Genomic DNA, 14,589 nt, shown 5'->3' with positions numbered 1-14,589 from the left:
TCTACGTTTTGCCTAGTACTTCCTGCCTAGACAAGGAGAAAACGAAACGTCCTCTGTAGATTTGATGAAGTACACTTCCTCTATACCCGGCGCTAGTTCAACGATAGCTGTATCTTTCACGATAAATCGCACAATGCCGCATATATGATGTTCAAACGTATCATAAATTCGGCCGGCACTGCGGCAACCTTTCGGGACGGTATTTGCGCTGTTGGCGACATAGCCAATTTTGCCTAATGGGATCAAATCCACTTTAATCGCTTCATGGTCATGCGGATTATCCGGGTCTTTGATCAAGTGAACGATCTGACCCGGTTTTAGAAATGCTGCCCCATAATAGTGTTGTGTGCCTGTGATGGCGATATAGTACGGTTGCTCCACTGTACTCACTCCCGTATGTCTTTCCTCCATTATGACAATTCGCAGCGACCATAGATTGTCAGCGAATGTACGTTCTACTATCAAAAAAAGCACTGCGGCATCTCAGGTTGAGATCGCAGTGCTTCATTCACTTTAGAAAATGGGCGAATTTATCCGGCGCAGTTCGAATTTCTTGAGCCAGCTTCTCGTATTCCGCGGATAATTTAATCGAACGAACTCTTTTGGCGTCTTGATCGCGCGGTTCAATAAATCCTTCTTCTCTCCAGTGACTTACCTTTTCCCTTATCGAACGATCCGACAAACGCAGTAGGTCCCTCATTTCGCTCGTCGTCAGGGTGTCTTGTTTAAAGGTTAATTGGGCGAATACCATTCTCTGCTGCGGATCTAGCTTTCGAATCAGATCCGGTTCGATTTTCGTCATTTGGGCAGATTTCTCCGTCACGATGGCAGCAGCCTCTTGAAATACCTCCGCCAGACCATCGATAAAAAATTCCAGCCATGGCGTCAAATCGGCCTCATTACGCCCAAAATAATAATTGTGGTGGAGTCCTAACTGGAGTCGGCGATAATATTCAGCTAAATTGCGGTCGTAGAAATTCTCGAGAACAAATAATCCTTTCAACCCATATCCGCCTCGGCGTAGAAGATATGTCGTGATCATCCGAGCCGTTCGGCCATTCCCGTCCATGTACGGATGAATCGTCAGAAACTGCCACATGAAAATCCCTGCTTTGATGGGAACCGGAATCGAATACGTTTCCGGAGAGTTAATCCATGCAACCAAATCCTCCATTAATACAGGAACGTCTTTCCATTCCGGCGGCAGATAGAATCCGGAAGCATTGCGGCTCCCTACTCGGTTTTGCTCTTCACGATATTCACTAACGCGTGGTCTTCGGCCGTGCGATATTTTGATTATGGCATGCAGCTTCTTTATAAACTCTTCTGTGACCGGGAGCTGTCTTTTTTCGGCTTCATCCAGGTATTCCAAAGCTTTCATTAAGTTATAAACTTCCTGCTCTTCATTGTCATTGCTGGTTTGGTACAAGACTTTTCGCTTCGTCGCCTCGTCAAGCGTGTTTCCTTCAATTTTCGTTGAAAGAATGACCGTCTTTTCCATCGATTCTTTCTTAAGCAAATCCAGAATAGATGCGGGCAGTGGAAGCAAATCCACCACAACACTGGCGCGTTGTATATCCATTAGTCTGCGGGCTATGGTGTCCGTTATTGAATATTTGGGTGTAAACATAACATCACCTTCCTCAATAACATTATACCATTGCCGCTATTTTGCCGCAAAGTATTTTTGTTTCATTGCATTTTCTTCGTATATTTTAATTTCTACAATGACATCCGGTACAACGCTTTATTCTCCAGCCCTCGGACCGGCTGTGTCCACAATTCTTTATCCGAAGTCGCATTCAGCGCGTCCTCTGCCATCTGAAGCTTGGCATCAAGTGCATCGATATGATGTAACGCTACAGCTTCGGCTGTTTGCGGCTGCACCGGACTTCCCCATTCCCCAAGGTTATGGTGCGAGAGAATAAGGTGCTGCAATCCGATCACTTGTTGCGAATCGAGTGGAAGTTCCAGCCGCAATGCAACCTCTGTGATCCAACCGGCTGCCATTGCGATATGACCGATCAGCTTACCTTGTACGCTATAGTCTGTCACGACCCCAAGCTGGGCGATCATCTCCTCGGGCTTCGCGATATCATGCAGGATAATCCCTGCTTTGATCATATCCTCTTTTAGAAATGCCCTCTGCTTGCAAAGGAACTCGCCGATCTCCAGCATACGAACGATATGATAGGCCAAGCCTGCAAAGTATGCATGATGGTGCATTTTGGCTGCCGGATAATGAGCCAGTTTCTCACTCACCTTATCGACGCAAAAGCTTACAATATCACGAATGACCGGGTCCGAAATACTCTCGATTACTCTGTATATGACCTCTAATAATTCCGCAGATCCAATTGGAGCCGCCCGAATAAAATCGGTTAGAGACACACCGTCTTCATTGCTTACATTGCGAATCCGGGTGATCTTAACCTGCGGCTTTTCCCGATACAATTGAACGATTCCCTGAACCTTGACTAGCGTCATCGGAGAAAAGCTGTCTTTTTCTGTTTCCTTCACATCCCAATACTATGCAGGGAGCTGGCCGCTGGCATCACACAGCACCAAATCGAAGTAATCCTTTGCCGGGGATGTATTGGTCTGCTTCAGCTCCAGCTCTTTCAGCAAATAGAAGCCGACGAATTCATCGTTCGTGGTCAGTTCTTTTATCAAAGTCATTCTTTTCACCCCATCTACAACTCCAAAAACTCTGCCTCTGCCTCAGTGATCTCATATTCCTTGAATTGTAAGTATTTCTTTAACGTACCCGTCATTTTCAAGGGATAAGGTTGTGCCGTAGTCGATTCAAAGGTGATGCACACTTCACGTAAGCGATGCACCATCCAAGCTAAGCGCTCTCGGTCTTGCCTATCCATCGGACCTAATGGCATATATTCCACAACTCGGGGTTGCTGAAATGCCGTTTCAGGGTTATCGTACTTGGTCATAGATTTGGCAATGTTCCTCTGGGTCTTGGGTTTGGTTCCTACACCGTAATACAGTCCTGACTCGTTATCAGAATAGACACCTATAGAGAATGACATGGGGCGAAAACCATAGGCTGGAACGTCATCATTGGAATTAACACGAATAACGGTCATCCCATGATCGTTCTGTATCCATCCAGGTAAGTCAGGATTCTTACCACGGCCAATTTTGTTGTTTTGAATGCCGTCCAACCCTTTATATCGAAGCTCCGCTTCAACTAATACGATCGGCTCCTTGCCACTCATTCGTTCCATTCTTAACTGCTCACCGAACCAGCGAGCGACCTCTTTCTTTAGCGCATCCGGGGCTTTGGGAAGCGGATCAAATTGATCTGTTTTCAACACAGCTTCTGATAAACTCAACCATTCCTCACTGCCCCGGCTTTTTACCATTAATACACCGTCTTCCAATTTCGTAAGAATCGCATAAGTTCCTTTATCACCTGAAACCAGATCATAGGCTATGATTGGGCGTTGTTCATTTACATCCATATGTGCCTTGTAATCGATAACTCCCGCATCCCCCAATAAATCCAAAATACAGTTGAAGACTTTGTGAATATAGCTTGACTCCGGTTTATCTTTCTTACGTTTAGACTTCTTTGCCCCGTTTTCGGGATAGACGAATTGAGTGATCCTCCCCGTTAATTGAAACCCTTTGCGTACGGCTTGCTTGGGATCTATTCCTTCGCCAAGCTTCTTCCAGTCGTCTTTAGGCAATATTTCAATCAATGAGCAAGTTATGGCTTGATTCCCTTTAACATGTTCGATGCTTCGGAGGATTTTGTTGGTTCGATGTTCATCCGCCAGGTCCTTAAGTGCTCCGCGATCCAAGCCATCTACATAGTCCTTCCTGTCACACTTGACCACAATGATGCGGTTTCGAGAGGAAGAGTTCAACCTAAAAACTTCTCCGTCAACATGTTCAGCCAGCAACTTTCCTTTATATTTTTTAGCCTTCAATGCTTCGACGACACATTGATAAAGAGAGTCCGGTCCCCACACTTCAAGCACAAAATCTTTATCATGACCGCAGTATACGGGTGGGATCGGTTCTCTCACTCGCCTCCTTGTCCCTTCTAGCTTAGGCTTCGGCACAAGTGGCAACGGCGTAAGCGATCTCCAGTCGGATACATTCTCCCGTACCATCTCGTAAAATCTCATTTTCTCCTGAATGCTGATTCCCGCTTCAACATATAGGGGGTTAAAGACTCTGTTATTATGAACGACCCATATCTTAGGGGAACGATCTGAGTGATACTTGACTGGATTTGTTAAGATATCCTCAGTCGATAACGGATTGCCCCATAAGACATCACAAAACAATTCGTCGAGCCCTTCAGACCAACGTGTATAAGGCACAGTTCCACCTTCTCTGCGAAAAGATAAACTCGCGTACGAACGTAATCCCATTCCCTGATCTTTGATCAGAGGATTGTCCATGGAAACCAATAACGTGCTATTAATGCCGCCTTTCAGATATTTGGTCTCCTGTGGTTTCGTAATAAACCGTCTTATTCCAGCCGAAACCATCAATAATAGTCGTTCCGGATCACCGGCCCTATACTGTAACCGAAATCGGACGACATAAGAAAAAGTACCAGATCTAGTGGTTATGGGCTCAGACATGCACTCTGCCTTTTGCGTGGCATATACCTGCGAGAACATAAGCTCAACAGGCTCATCCCGGTTATCAAGCAGTAGTTGTTTCGGACTCAAGCAAAATTGATGTGCAACTAGAGCAGGAAGCAATTCATATTTTAACCTTGAATCACGATGCAAAATGGAATCTACCGCCTCGCTTCGCCAGTCCATTGTACTCGTATCCAAATCATCCGGTGCAGCTACGCCTTGCCTCGTTGCTATTTGGTTCATCCATCCCTTAGCCAGTAATAGGGTCATTCCAACCGGGACTGGCTGCGTTGCAATGAGCCACGGACGGTTTTCATCCAGATAAAATTGGTTATTGACCGAGACGATCTGTGGAAATATACTTTGCAGTTTTTTACCTAATGGCTTAATCGCAAAGGGCAGCTTAACGCCATTATAGAATTGACGAATAAATTCTCTCCAAACCGTTGGTATATCCAGTAGATAGATCTGCTTATTATTCCAAGCATTTTGGTCGCTCTCGAAAGCATACAGCTGCAGCAATTTACCAGTCCGACTCATGGGCCTCATTCCTTTCCATCATGACTTTCATACTGTCTATAAATGGTCCATATAAACTGCGAAATGCTGGATTTGATTCATGATCCACCATGATCTTCAGCCAGTAATCCAACATCGATTCCCCAACATCCGTGCGCATAGGCTGAGCTAGAAATTTACCATCACAGTAGAACACTCTCGCCGGTGTGCCTTTGCGAAGAAGCCTTCCAATCGTTTGCCAGACTGGAATAAACGTATACCAGGCTATGGTCTTTCTCTCCGCAGGATTTAATACGGACCAATAGTCTGGTTTGCGGTACATCCGGTGGAGCAAGCTATTACTTTCGCTGCGAATGAGGTCCAGTGCCTGCCTATAAAGCTTGCCTTCAAAATCGGCACGTTCAATGAAGTCAGGCAGTTTGGCATGCAAAAGTTGGATGAGATAGGTCATGTCCTGCGGTATCGGATATGGCCGTATCATAAAAAACACAGATCCGAATAATGAACCTTTCGTATCATCCAGAATGTTATAACCGCGACTTATCGCAAGTAACGGGGCGATCAGCACATCAGCGTTTTCGTTAGCAAACCGCTCTAATTCTGCTCTTGAAAACTCGGCTTCATGAAAAGGATCCGGGTCCCTCGTTAACTGGCGGTATCTATTTTTCCAAGAAGAATGTGATGCAAATACGGCTCCGACATCAGCAACGTCTTCATAAGAGTTGACAATCAACAGCACTTTACGATTTGCACCCGAGTAACGCCACTCCAGCAATTCTTGTTCAATCTTGGACATTAACTTGGCGGTTAGCGCACGTAGATTTCGTTCTCTCCTATCCTCAATCTCACCGGATATTTGGATAGGGGTTTCCTTCCCGTGCTCATAGATCGGATAATATTCCTGGTGAATGACTGGAACACCCAGATTGGATTCCAACAGCCATCCAGGCAACGATGCAATATGATAATGGGCTGATCCTGGAGCCAGACTTGTACCTGAAAGCAGAACAACCGCAGGACCTTCATATCCATCTATTCCAGCGTAGATCGATTGCCAGTCTTCAAGGAGAAGTCGACCGACACCTGAATACTGAACGGCTTTGAATGTACCTGTGTCATTCCCAGGTTTTACTTCATACAGATACCCCGTCATACGTCCTGTCATCGCATCTTTCATAATTGCTGAAAACTCACGTTGAATCGTGTAGAGTCCCTCGAATTCAGATAATTTTCCTAATTTGGCTTGAACTAGCGGATAAAGATCCATGAACACTTGTATATCATGATCGATAAGTGCCAGACATAAATATAATTCCAACGAATGAACCGGGAATTTCAATCTTCCAACAGGGTTTGTCTCACCGCCCAACTTATGGAGAATGGTAGTTAGAGCTTGTTCCCGCTCCTTCTTCGTTCGAGCTTGCAGCATTTTCGTTACATCTGCATAGATAGGGTGGTCCAGCGGATGATCCGCATAGTTGCGTAATTCCTGTTCAATTCTCTCCCGATTCTGTTCGTCCTTGGCGAAAGCGCCACTGATGCGATAAGCTTCGGTAGAGAGCCGTAATAGCTTCCGGTACAAAAACTGAGCGAATTCAGGCGATAAATTCAATGTACGATATACACCGCGGCGGATGGTGCTTTCAAGGCGATTCAGAACATCCATCCAGTCTTGTACAACCTCGTCATGTGCATACTTACCATAATAACCTATCGTTTTTCGAAATGATTCTAACAGGGTCTTCTCAAAGAGATGCTGAGAGTTACCAAACAATGCAATCTCGGAGACGAAGGAATCGTCGAATTGCTTCTGAACCGCATCGGCTTCATCAACGAAAATGATGTCTAACAAGTCATACATCGCTTCATAGACTGTTCTCTCATAAGGGTCCAGCATAACAGGTAGTTTTGTTTTCAATATGCTTGCTGAGGTTGTAACCCATACTTCCGCCTGGACCAGGGCTGCGAAATCGCGATAGATTCCGCAACTGGCTGCATAGGGGCATACGCACTTTTTCTCCTGCTGTATTAACTGACGACATGGATAATCTGTCGTATTTTCATGGTCATTGGCAAGGGCATGGATTATGCAAAAATCGGATACATGTCGGAGTTCCAGATAAGAATCCTGCCCCCAATCCGTTACATCCCGAATCTGATGGCGACGGGCGGATATATAATCTTTCTGATGTTTACGGCGACCCGTTCTTCCAATTACAGGAACAGCGTTAATTCCCAATAAACGAAGTTCCTTAACTCGATTTAATACTTGAGGGACACTGCTCTCAATGAATCCGACACGAGCTCCTGCTCGGACTAATCGATCCGTTTCCAACACCATAAATGTGGATTTTCCCGACCCCAGTCCCCCTACGATATGCTGTAAGCCCTTATACTCAAACTGTCGGATACTGGGGTTAGTCAATGATTTTAGTTTAAGTCCAATTCCGGCCCGTTCCTTCCATTCCAAGGCTGCCGAAGCTTCTCGCATCCCCTCTGTCTGATAAGTATGCTCGTCTCCAAGATGAAGTGTAAATCTCCCCTTCGGTCTATATCTCGGAAATGTTGACGTATTAACCAACGGCGGTGGAATTTCTCCGCCATAACGAATGGACTCTTGTTCCTGATTATATTTGTAATAGTGGAACTTGCCTGATGTAGCAAAGTGTATGTCTTTAGACAGATGGGCAACAGCTTGTTCTAATAATTGCTCGTACCATTTCCTGCGATCGGCGAACAAGGCAGGAGTCCGGAGTCTCCAATGACTACCGTCGTTTTCATATAATCTATATTCAACCGAAACTTCTTCATATCGTTCGAATAAGTTGTCCCATGTCATCCTTGAGCGCAAAGCACTATATAAAACTCTTAAACGGTGTGCAATCTCCTTCCGAGCAGGCTTGGGAAGAATAGGTGAGTCGTAACCTGATAAAATCGTATAACCTTCGCTGATATCCATAGAAGAATCAACCATCAAACATCCTGTAACGAACAATTCCACAGTATAAATGGTTTCAATGTTTTGCCGCGGCAATCCAGATGGCAAGAGACGCGGAAGGAACTGTTCAAAATAGGTCCAATACGATACTCTCATCTCTCCGTTGCCTCCCCAGCCAGATGCTTCTGCACATCCCGCTCATTTATGACTTTCAGATGACTCGCATGAGCCATAAGTGCTTGTTTAACAAGCTTCGAGTAACCGGGGTATATTTTCGTTCGGTATTGCGGAATGACAATATATACATGTGGGTCTCGATATTTCTCTAGTTGGTGGGGTTGCATTTTATTGAAGAAGTTAGCCAGGTGTAGGGGGTGCTTAAAATCCTTCATATCCAGATAGACGATATGCGTATCCAATTCGACGGCTAAATCAAACCGGTCTACTTGCGGAAAGAGTTCAACTTTGTAACCTTTCTTCGTTAGCCAATCTTTAGCTGTAAGTTCAGCCAACCCTGGCAACATCGTGTACCGATAAATTCCATAACGCAATCGATGCATGGGCTCATGGATTTCCCATTTCTTAAGCTCTCCGCGACTGGCCAGTTTCCCACAAAGATCTTCTGCCCCGCATTGCCAGTGATCGTTACGAAATTCCAGCGTCCATCCGCATCGTGGACATTTGCGATATCGTTCTACATCGTCCGAAATTTCTTCATAACAGCGACTAAGCTTTTTCATCAGTTCTGTATCCTTAAGCTCCAGCCCAAACTCCATTAAACGGTACGCAGATACAACCGGATTGGTAATAAGGAACTCTCGAAGTTTTCGGTACTTCTCCTCTAGCATCGGCATTGTCCCTCGGCAGTAGCGCAATATCTCTACTATTTCTTGTGTCTGAGCTTCTTCAGGCGAATCGTACACGATTTTAAATTCACGTGCGTCTGGTGACAAGCCCAGATCCGGAATCAAGAGCGGCGCTTCCTCCGGATAGATACCGGCTACTACAATTCCCCATTCTTCTGCCGGTTTTTGCAACAATTGAATAAGTGAATGCAAATCAATTGGAGCTTTTTTTTCCTCCAACATCAGGAGTCGAACAAACTGCATATGTCCTTGACGCAATAGAGCCGGCGGCTCGCTGAAGTCTTCTCCCCACTGTGACAAACCTGCGATTAAGTTTAACAAACAATCCCTCACATCATTCTTATCAATTTGCATTTCAACACCACCGGTAATGGATTAAGAATCACCTAGTATATTTTTATTTTATAGTTAAGTCATGACAACACTTTGTCAGCGAATATATGTTCTGCACAAAAAAAACGACCAGATCTAATCCGGTCGCGTAGAATTCCTTATTCACATTGGGAGAAATGTAAAATTCAAGATTTAATCATCTTCGGTTAGTAGTAATTCCCTTTTACAAACATCACACTGGACCTTGATAACCAATCCTAGACTTGTTGGTATAAATATGTACGCAAACTTTGCTCCCGTTACATCTTTGGGTTCACATTTATCCCAATTATTAATTTTGTTTTCCATAGATTTGCTAATTTCAAACTTCATATGATTCTCCATAATCAATGTAACTGATCCTTGATCTTATGCACCCATTTTGGAAGAGATTCGGCCTGATATTTTAAAATACTATGTTCAGCTTGCATAACGATTTTACCGGAAACTTCGCTATTATCAATCACAATCAAATGATCAATGAGATGGATATGAGTTAGCAGATTTTGCATGGATGTGGTTTGTCTCCAAACAATGTCGTTAGTCGGTATATGATGTCCACCGTTTTGAACTCTTGCGGCAACACGTTCGATATTGAGCCGAACATCATTTAGACCCACATAAAACATCATCACTTCAAAGCCGTTCGCCTTGGCTTCCCGTATCAGTCGTATCGCATTACCGCCGGCCAAAGTCGTTTCTACAGAAAAATCGCGTTTATGATGGATACAATCTCTCGCAAGTTTAATCGCTTCTTTGCCTGCGGATACTTTGCGGCGATCCGGATGGTCAGAATCAATGCTCCGAGCTAAAGCGTCGGGATCTATATTGACACTGATACCAAGCCTGTCCACTATCAAATTGCGAATGGTGCTTTTGCCGCTGCCGTTATTGCCGGCGAATACAACCATCACTGTGGAGTACTCATTCATGATGAACCCCAGGATTGTCGATTGGCTCGATCACACCGTTTGCATATTCTTTGACAATCTGGCCTTTTTCCGTTTGATAGACAATATAAGTTCCGTTCGCTTTTGCATCCAGTTTCGCGCGATCGCCCGTAAGTTTGATCAGTTTTTGCAAATCTTGAATACGGTCCATCATAGGTCACCATCCAACCCGACTTAATCTTGCCATTATTATAACATACTCGTTTCAGATCAAAATTACAGGCCTCGCATACCAGTTTGTCCACCCACTCACAAAAATCAAGCTATGCTCAAACCGCGTTACTTCTTATTCCCATAAAGTTCAAAAACGAATCTTCCCCAGCTCCTCCCGGAAAGCCGGTCTTCGCGGAAATTTGGTTAACAATTTTTGTGTGACGGTGAACGCTTCTTTCCGTCCGCCAACCTGTTGAAGCATTCGAATGATCCGGCAAACATCGGCGTAATCTCGCCTGTCTCTGGATTGATCCGCCCGGAATTCGATATATGCCACGAAAAGCGCCTTCACCTCCTCCGGGTAATGCGGAAGCAATTGCTCATAGAACGATTCAATTCGGTAAGGTGCCTTGCGGACATGTTCCAAAAGCCGTGCGTACATCTCCTCTTCCACCAGAATTTGGGTATAGCTCCATCCCGAGTTTCCGCTGCTGTTCGACTTGTCCTGTGCGATGGTATGCCTCATACCGATATTTCTTCCAGCGATAGACGAGCCCCGGCAGCCCCTGATCTTGGGCTTCCCCGGCCTCCGCCAATCGGATCGCTTCCTCGGCATCGCCTTGCTCAAGCGCCGCTCGAATCGCAATCTCCCGAATTTCCGGGAAATGCAGATGTTTATACAAATAAGCTTTCGCCTGTTCTTCACCTGAACGTTCCAAAATTTGACCATATCGGAGCACAGTTACCCGCTCGTCTGTGTACTCCCGCGACCAATTGCTTCCGGACGTATGACCCAGGAGCGAATCCGCCGCATCATCCCATTGATGTTGCATCTGTTCCGACTCGATCAGCGCGCCCGCCGCCTCGAGGAGCGCGAGCTGCCAATCCGACCACCCGTCGTAATAAGGCTGGTGTGTCTCCTCCAACAACCGGCGGAAAATCTTCAAGCGTTCTTCCGCCGGAATATGATGGTGATCCTGAACCAGCTTGAAGATCGATTCCAGACAGCTTTCGATCACGATCCCGACTCCACCGTCCGAATCGTCGGCGGACTGCAATAATTCAATCATCTCTTCGATGATGCAAAACAGAATCGCCAGCCCGTGCAACCATTCCTCTTCATCGAAGGCGGAGAGAGCCTTTTCAGCGACGATCTCCGCACCTTCCACCGCGCGGCTTACGTTCCGCCAAGACACAAAACCATGATCATCCGAATATGTGTCAATGTAGGATCGAATCAACCGTCGGCAGGCGTCCAACTCCTGATCCGCGCCCCTTTTCGACAAGTGGAGTCTGATGCGCTCTTCCGCGGTATATGAATCCGATGCAATCGAGAGCAGCAATTCGATTAATTTCTCCTTGCTCTCTGCTTCCAACAGTTGCCGGAGAGACGGTTCCGGTGAAGATACCCCGTCTGCTTCTCTATTCTTAAGCTCGAGGAATACGGCGACTTGATGCTTGCATACCGGTCCAAAATCGTACGGACAATCGCATTCCGATTCCATTATGTTTTTCTCGTTGTCTAGCCTTACATAAACCTCATAATCCTCGTACCCGCGCACAACCGCAGTGTACTTTTCATCGGCAATGGACTTCAAGGAAATTACCCGTCCTTCGGACGCGTATTCCTTCCCTCTGTGTACAACTGCAGGATCTATGTATCTGGAAAAATCGGATAAATTCAAGAGGACCACCCCCTTTGGATGCTTCTTTCCATCTTGGAATTCCAATAGTCGATGAACGCTCAGTGGTGAAGAAGAAAATATGTTGATCTGCCGCAGCGTCGACATATTCATCTTTTAGAAATGGTGACAGCGACACAGGTCGTATATCGGTTGCCATTTGGAAAATAATCCTGCTCATTTGTTGCTTTTATGCTTAAGGATGTATGTTTTAGCCAAGTGGTTTAGATGGCCAACAGCAATTGAATTGGGATCACTCGGGTCATGCTTCTTCTGCATGGCACGTTCAAATTCATCAATCATCTTTGCAAAATCGCATACATTCTGCTCAAGACCAAATAAGCGTTTCATGTCTCGATAGTGTCGAAAAAAGACTGCGTTAGCTTGATCATTGGGATAACCTAATTGTTGAAGTTCCGAAATGACCGCTTGAGCATACAGCTTAATCATCGTCTGTCTTGAAGAACGTTTCACCGGTATCCCCTGCCCAAACATTTCTTTATTACTCGAGAATCAACTTCACTTCAATGGATTCGAACCAATCAGAAACACGTTTGCGATTCTGCTCTTCAACAAACTGGTAATACCGCTCTAACTGCTCGCTGTCGGAAGATAACGCATCCTTGAATCTTCGGAATATTCTCTTGCCGCCGCTTAATGTGTGCATCAGACTGGACTACAGCATCGTATCTTCAATCGTTGCTGCAAAATCAACCATGTCGGTATATCCTTCATCCGAATCCCGTTTCGGTATCCGAAAGTAAGTTTCATGAAAGCCTTCTTCAATGATCTCGCTTAATTCTTCGTCCTCTTCATCCCGATCAAACGTTCGCAACGTGACAACATCTCCAGTTTCGATATTCAGGAAGGACTCTATTTCTTCTACGTACATGTCGTATGCATCCACAATCTCCTGAAACTGCTGCTTGGTCAATTTCAATTCTTTCATAGATTCTCCTCCAGCTGCTGTCACTTTTCTCGCCTCGCCACGTTGCTTCGCCTCATAAATGGTAATTTTCCCATCCCATGACCGATTGGATGATTTTGTGAAGCTGATGAAACGTCACGTCCGGATCAAATTGAAACTCCCGCCAAATCTTCGGGGCAATCTCATTCAGTTCGATTCTGCATCTATAAACCATGATCGTCTGTTCTCCTTTTAGTTATTCCGGTTATATAAACAAACCCACTGTATCCCGGTTGGAATTACAATGGGTAGGCTAAATGGTAAACAGCGGCAAACCGAATGCTTCCCGAACAAAGCTCATATCGTGGTCCCTTGATATAAGACCAAGCTGGTGCTCAATAGAAGTTGCAATAATAATTGCGTCCGGAGTTTTAAGCTTCCGTCCTTTCGACTTCTGTTCCCTACGTATGTCCCCGGCAAGTCGGGCAACACTGGAACTTACCTCAATACATCTTCGTGAATTAAACAGCTTGATTCCTTGCAAACGATAAGCGGATTCCAGCCCGCTGAACACTTCGCACTCCGTAATTACGGAGAAATAAATCGACATCGATCGTCACTGGCCTGCCTGACAAAATCCAACGCGGCATGCTCCCCAGCCAGCAATGCGATCGCAATATTGGTATCGAGTAAATAACCGCCCATTTAGTTCCACTCTTCCTCACGCATTTTCTTGACTTCATTAGCCAACTGCTTTGCTTGTTCCGGTGTTAATACCCCCGCCGACTCAAGGATGTCATCAATGGAGTAGTCATCCTCTACTTCAATCGTGTCGTTATCCAAATTGATTTTTACTTTGCTGTGCGTAATATTCATCTTTTGCAGTATGGAGCGAAGTTCCTTAGCCGTTTGTTGATCCATCTTTTTGGGCAAAGACATGGTTTAAACACCAACCTTCCGATTTAAGATTTGCAAGATATTTCAGTATTTCCGATGTTCTCAAGGCCTTTCCGGATTTATATTCCATTCTGCTCTGTTCAATCATGAATTTCAGTTCCGGATTCGCTTCAACATCAGTTTGAATCGATCGTTGTTTTTCGATATCATTTCACTCCTGTCATAATCGTTTCTTCTGTCATACTGGAGCGCTTTATTTCGTGTTACCAACAGTATAACATAACACACTCAAAATCCAGAAGGAGATAAGCCGGCCCCTTTCAGACCAGCTTATCGATCCAGATGGCTCGTCCACCCTCACCTCACAAACCGGCCGCTGCACACAATCCGCGCTGCTTCCTGACGTCGGTTCGTGTTCACAACGTCTTCACAATATGCGCAACCAACCTCAAGTTGTGCTCAATCAGCATATTCCGTGCATGAGCATCGCCTTCTGCCAACAGCAGCAGGTATTTCGTTTCCTCCTCTTCTGTTAGGGGCTGAGGAAACGCGTTATTTTTGACGTAAGACACCAGCAATGTTAACTCTTTAATGAACAAGGCAATCGCCGCAAACAAACCAGGCACCGATGACACCTCCCGAAATTCAATGAAATCGCAATCCAACCGGCCTATTCTTCTCGGTTT

15 protein-coding genes and 2 pseudogenes are annotated in these 14,589 nt (G+C 45.3%); all 17 read right to left on the bottom strand.

Annotated elements, in window-relative coordinates; all coding sequences use genetic code 11:
• Positions 1-12: 12 nt before the first annotated feature.
• Complete coding sequence (locus J2Z20_RS00865) at positions 13-381, bottom strand: HIRAN domain-containing protein (RefSeq protein ID WP_209844430.1); 369 nt, start codon at positions 379-381, stop codon at positions 13-15.
• A gap of 127 nt (positions 382-508) precedes the next feature.
• Complete coding sequence (locus J2Z20_RS00860; RefSeq protein ID WP_209844428.1) at positions 509-1,630, bottom strand: Fic family protein; 1,122 nt, start codon at positions 1,628-1,630, stop codon at positions 509-511.
• A 92-nt stretch (positions 1,631-1,722) separates the two neighbouring features.
• A pseudogene (locus J2Z20_RS00855) lies at positions 1,723-2,679 on the bottom strand (3'-5' exoribonuclease YhaM family protein).
• Positions 2,680-2,693: 14 nt separating this feature from the next.
• Positions 2,694-5,159, bottom strand: a complete 2,466-nt coding sequence (locus tag J2Z20_RS00850) for a pPIWI_RE module domain-containing protein (protein WP_209844426.1) — start codon at positions 5,157-5,159, stop codon at positions 2,694-2,696.
• On the bottom strand, positions 5,143-8,232 hold the full coding sequence (locus J2Z20_RS00845; RefSeq protein WP_209844424.1) for a pPIWI_RE_Z domain-containing protein: 3,090 nt from the start codon (positions 8,230-8,232) through the stop codon (positions 5,143-5,145). Before J2Z20_RS00845 ends, J2Z20_RS00850 begins: the two co-directional genes overlap by 17 nt.
• The gene (locus tag J2Z20_RS00840) at positions 8,229-9,296 is read right to left on the bottom strand and encodes a restriction endonuclease-related protein (protein ID WP_209844422.1); all 1,068 of its coding nucleotides are present in this window, start codon (positions 9,294-9,296) and stop codon (positions 8,229-8,231) included. The genes J2Z20_RS00845 and J2Z20_RS00840 overlap by 4 nt, the downstream gene beginning before the upstream one ends.
• 365 nt (positions 9,297-9,661) lie before the next feature.
• A complete protein-coding gene (locus tag J2Z20_RS00835) occupies positions 9,662-10,246 on the bottom strand; it encodes an ATPase (RefSeq protein ID WP_245251822.1) in 585 nt (194 codons plus the stop codon).
• Positions 10,239-10,418, bottom strand: a complete 180-nt coding sequence (locus J2Z20_RS00830; RefSeq protein ID WP_015253841.1) for a hypothetical protein — start codon at positions 10,416-10,418, stop codon at positions 10,239-10,241. The genes J2Z20_RS00835 and J2Z20_RS00830 overlap by 8 nt, the downstream gene beginning before the upstream one ends.
• A gap of 147 nt (positions 10,419-10,565) precedes the next feature.
• On the bottom strand, positions 10,566-10,859 hold the full coding sequence (locus J2Z20_RS17845) for a hypothetical protein (RefSeq protein ID WP_245251821.1): 294 nt from the start codon (positions 10,857-10,859) through the stop codon (positions 10,566-10,568).
• Positions 10,810-12,102 (bottom strand): SWIM zinc finger family protein, encoded by a 1,293-nt coding sequence (locus tag J2Z20_RS00825; protein WP_245251820.1) that lies wholly within the window; start codon positions 12,100-12,102, stop codon positions 10,810-10,812. The genes J2Z20_RS17845 and J2Z20_RS00825 overlap by 50 nt, the downstream gene beginning before the upstream one ends.
• A gap of 174 nt (positions 12,103-12,276) precedes the next feature.
• On the bottom strand, positions 12,277-12,573 hold the full coding sequence (locus J2Z20_RS00820) for a nucleotide exchange factor GrpE (RefSeq protein WP_209844419.1): 297 nt from the start codon (positions 12,571-12,573) through the stop codon (positions 12,277-12,279).
• 28 nt (positions 12,574-12,601) lie between these two features.
• Positions 12,602-12,766, bottom strand: a complete 165-nt coding sequence (locus J2Z20_RS17840; RefSeq protein WP_245251819.1) for a UPF0158 family protein — start codon at positions 12,764-12,766, stop codon at positions 12,602-12,604.
• Positions 12,767-12,775: 9 nt separating this feature from the next.
• Entirely contained in the window at positions 12,776-13,048 is a 273-nt protein-coding gene (locus J2Z20_RS17835) for a hypothetical protein (protein WP_245251818.1), read from the bottom strand.
• A 52-nt stretch (positions 13,049-13,100) separates the two neighbouring features.
• Positions 13,101-13,241 (bottom strand): IS1096 element passenger TnpR family protein, encoded by a 141-nt coding sequence (locus tag J2Z20_RS00810; RefSeq protein WP_245251817.1) that lies wholly within the window; start codon positions 13,239-13,241, stop codon positions 13,101-13,103.
• 78 nt (positions 13,242-13,319) lie between these two features.
• Entirely contained in the window at positions 13,320-13,616 is a 297-nt protein-coding gene (locus J2Z20_RS00805; RefSeq protein ID WP_245251816.1) for a type II toxin-antitoxin system VapC family toxin, read from the bottom strand.
• A gap of 95 nt (positions 13,617-13,711) precedes the next feature.
• A complete protein-coding gene (locus J2Z20_RS00800) occupies positions 13,712-13,945 on the bottom strand; it encodes a hypothetical protein (protein WP_007781139.1) in 234 nt (77 codons plus the stop codon).
• Between the two features lie 383 nt (positions 13,946-14,328).
• A pseudogene (locus J2Z20_RS00795) lies at positions 14,329-14,529 on the bottom strand (RNA polymerase subunit sigma-70); the annotation flags it as partial.
• Positions 14,530-14,589 lie beyond the last annotated feature (60 nt).

The organism is Paenibacillus sediminis, from assembly GCF_017873765.1.
Taxonomy (GTDB): domain Bacteria; phylum Bacillota; class Bacilli; order Paenibacillales; family Paenibacillaceae; genus Paenibacillus_AG; species Paenibacillus_AG sediminis.
The sequence above is the reverse complement of the archived record's forward strand: the minus strand, read 5'-3'. Positions and strand labels throughout refer to the sequence as shown.

Coding starts and splice junctions, on each gene's coding strand:
- J2Z20_RS00830 (WP_015253841.1), bottom strand. CDS start 10,418: ATGATGGACCGTATTCAAGATTTGCAAAAACTGATCAAACTTACGGGC.
- J2Z20_RS00805 (WP_245251816.1), bottom strand. CDS start 13,616: ATGTCGATTTATTTCTCCGTAATTACGGAGTGCGAAGTGTTCAGCGGG.
- J2Z20_RS00835 (WP_245251822.1), bottom strand. CDS start 10,246: ATGAATGAGTACTCCACAGTGATGGTTGTATTCGCCGGCAATAACGGC.
- J2Z20_RS00810 (WP_245251817.1), bottom strand. CDS start 13,241: ATGGTTTATAGATGCAGAATCGAACTGAATGAGATTGCCCCGAAGATT.
- J2Z20_RS17840 (WP_245251819.1), bottom strand. CDS start 12,766: ATGCACACATTAAGCGGCGGCAAGAGAATATTCCGAAGATTCAAGGAT.
- J2Z20_RS00845 (WP_209844424.1), bottom strand. CDS start 8,232: ATGAGAGTATCGTATTGGACCTATTTTGAACAGTTCCTTCCGCGTCTC.
- J2Z20_RS00860 (WP_209844428.1), bottom strand. CDS start 1,630: ATGTTTACACCCAAATATTCAATAACGGACACCATAGCCCGCAGACTA.
- J2Z20_RS00840 (WP_209844422.1), bottom strand. CDS start 9,296: ATGCAAATTGATAAGAATGATGTGAGGGATTGTTTGTTAAACTTAATC.
- J2Z20_RS00800 (WP_007781139.1), bottom strand. CDS start 13,945: ATGTCTTTGCCCAAAAAGATGGATCAACAAACGGCTAAGGAACTTCGC.
- J2Z20_RS00850 (WP_209844426.1), bottom strand. CDS start 5,159: ATGAGTCGGACTGGTAAATTGCTGCAGCTGTATGCTTTCGAGAGCGAC.
- J2Z20_RS17835 (WP_245251818.1), bottom strand. CDS start 13,048: ATGAAAGAATTGAAATTGACCAAGCAGCAGTTTCAGGAGATTGTGGAT.
- J2Z20_RS17845 (WP_245251821.1), bottom strand. CDS start 10,859: ATGTACGCACGGCTTTTGGAACATGTCCGCAAGGCACCTTACCGAATT.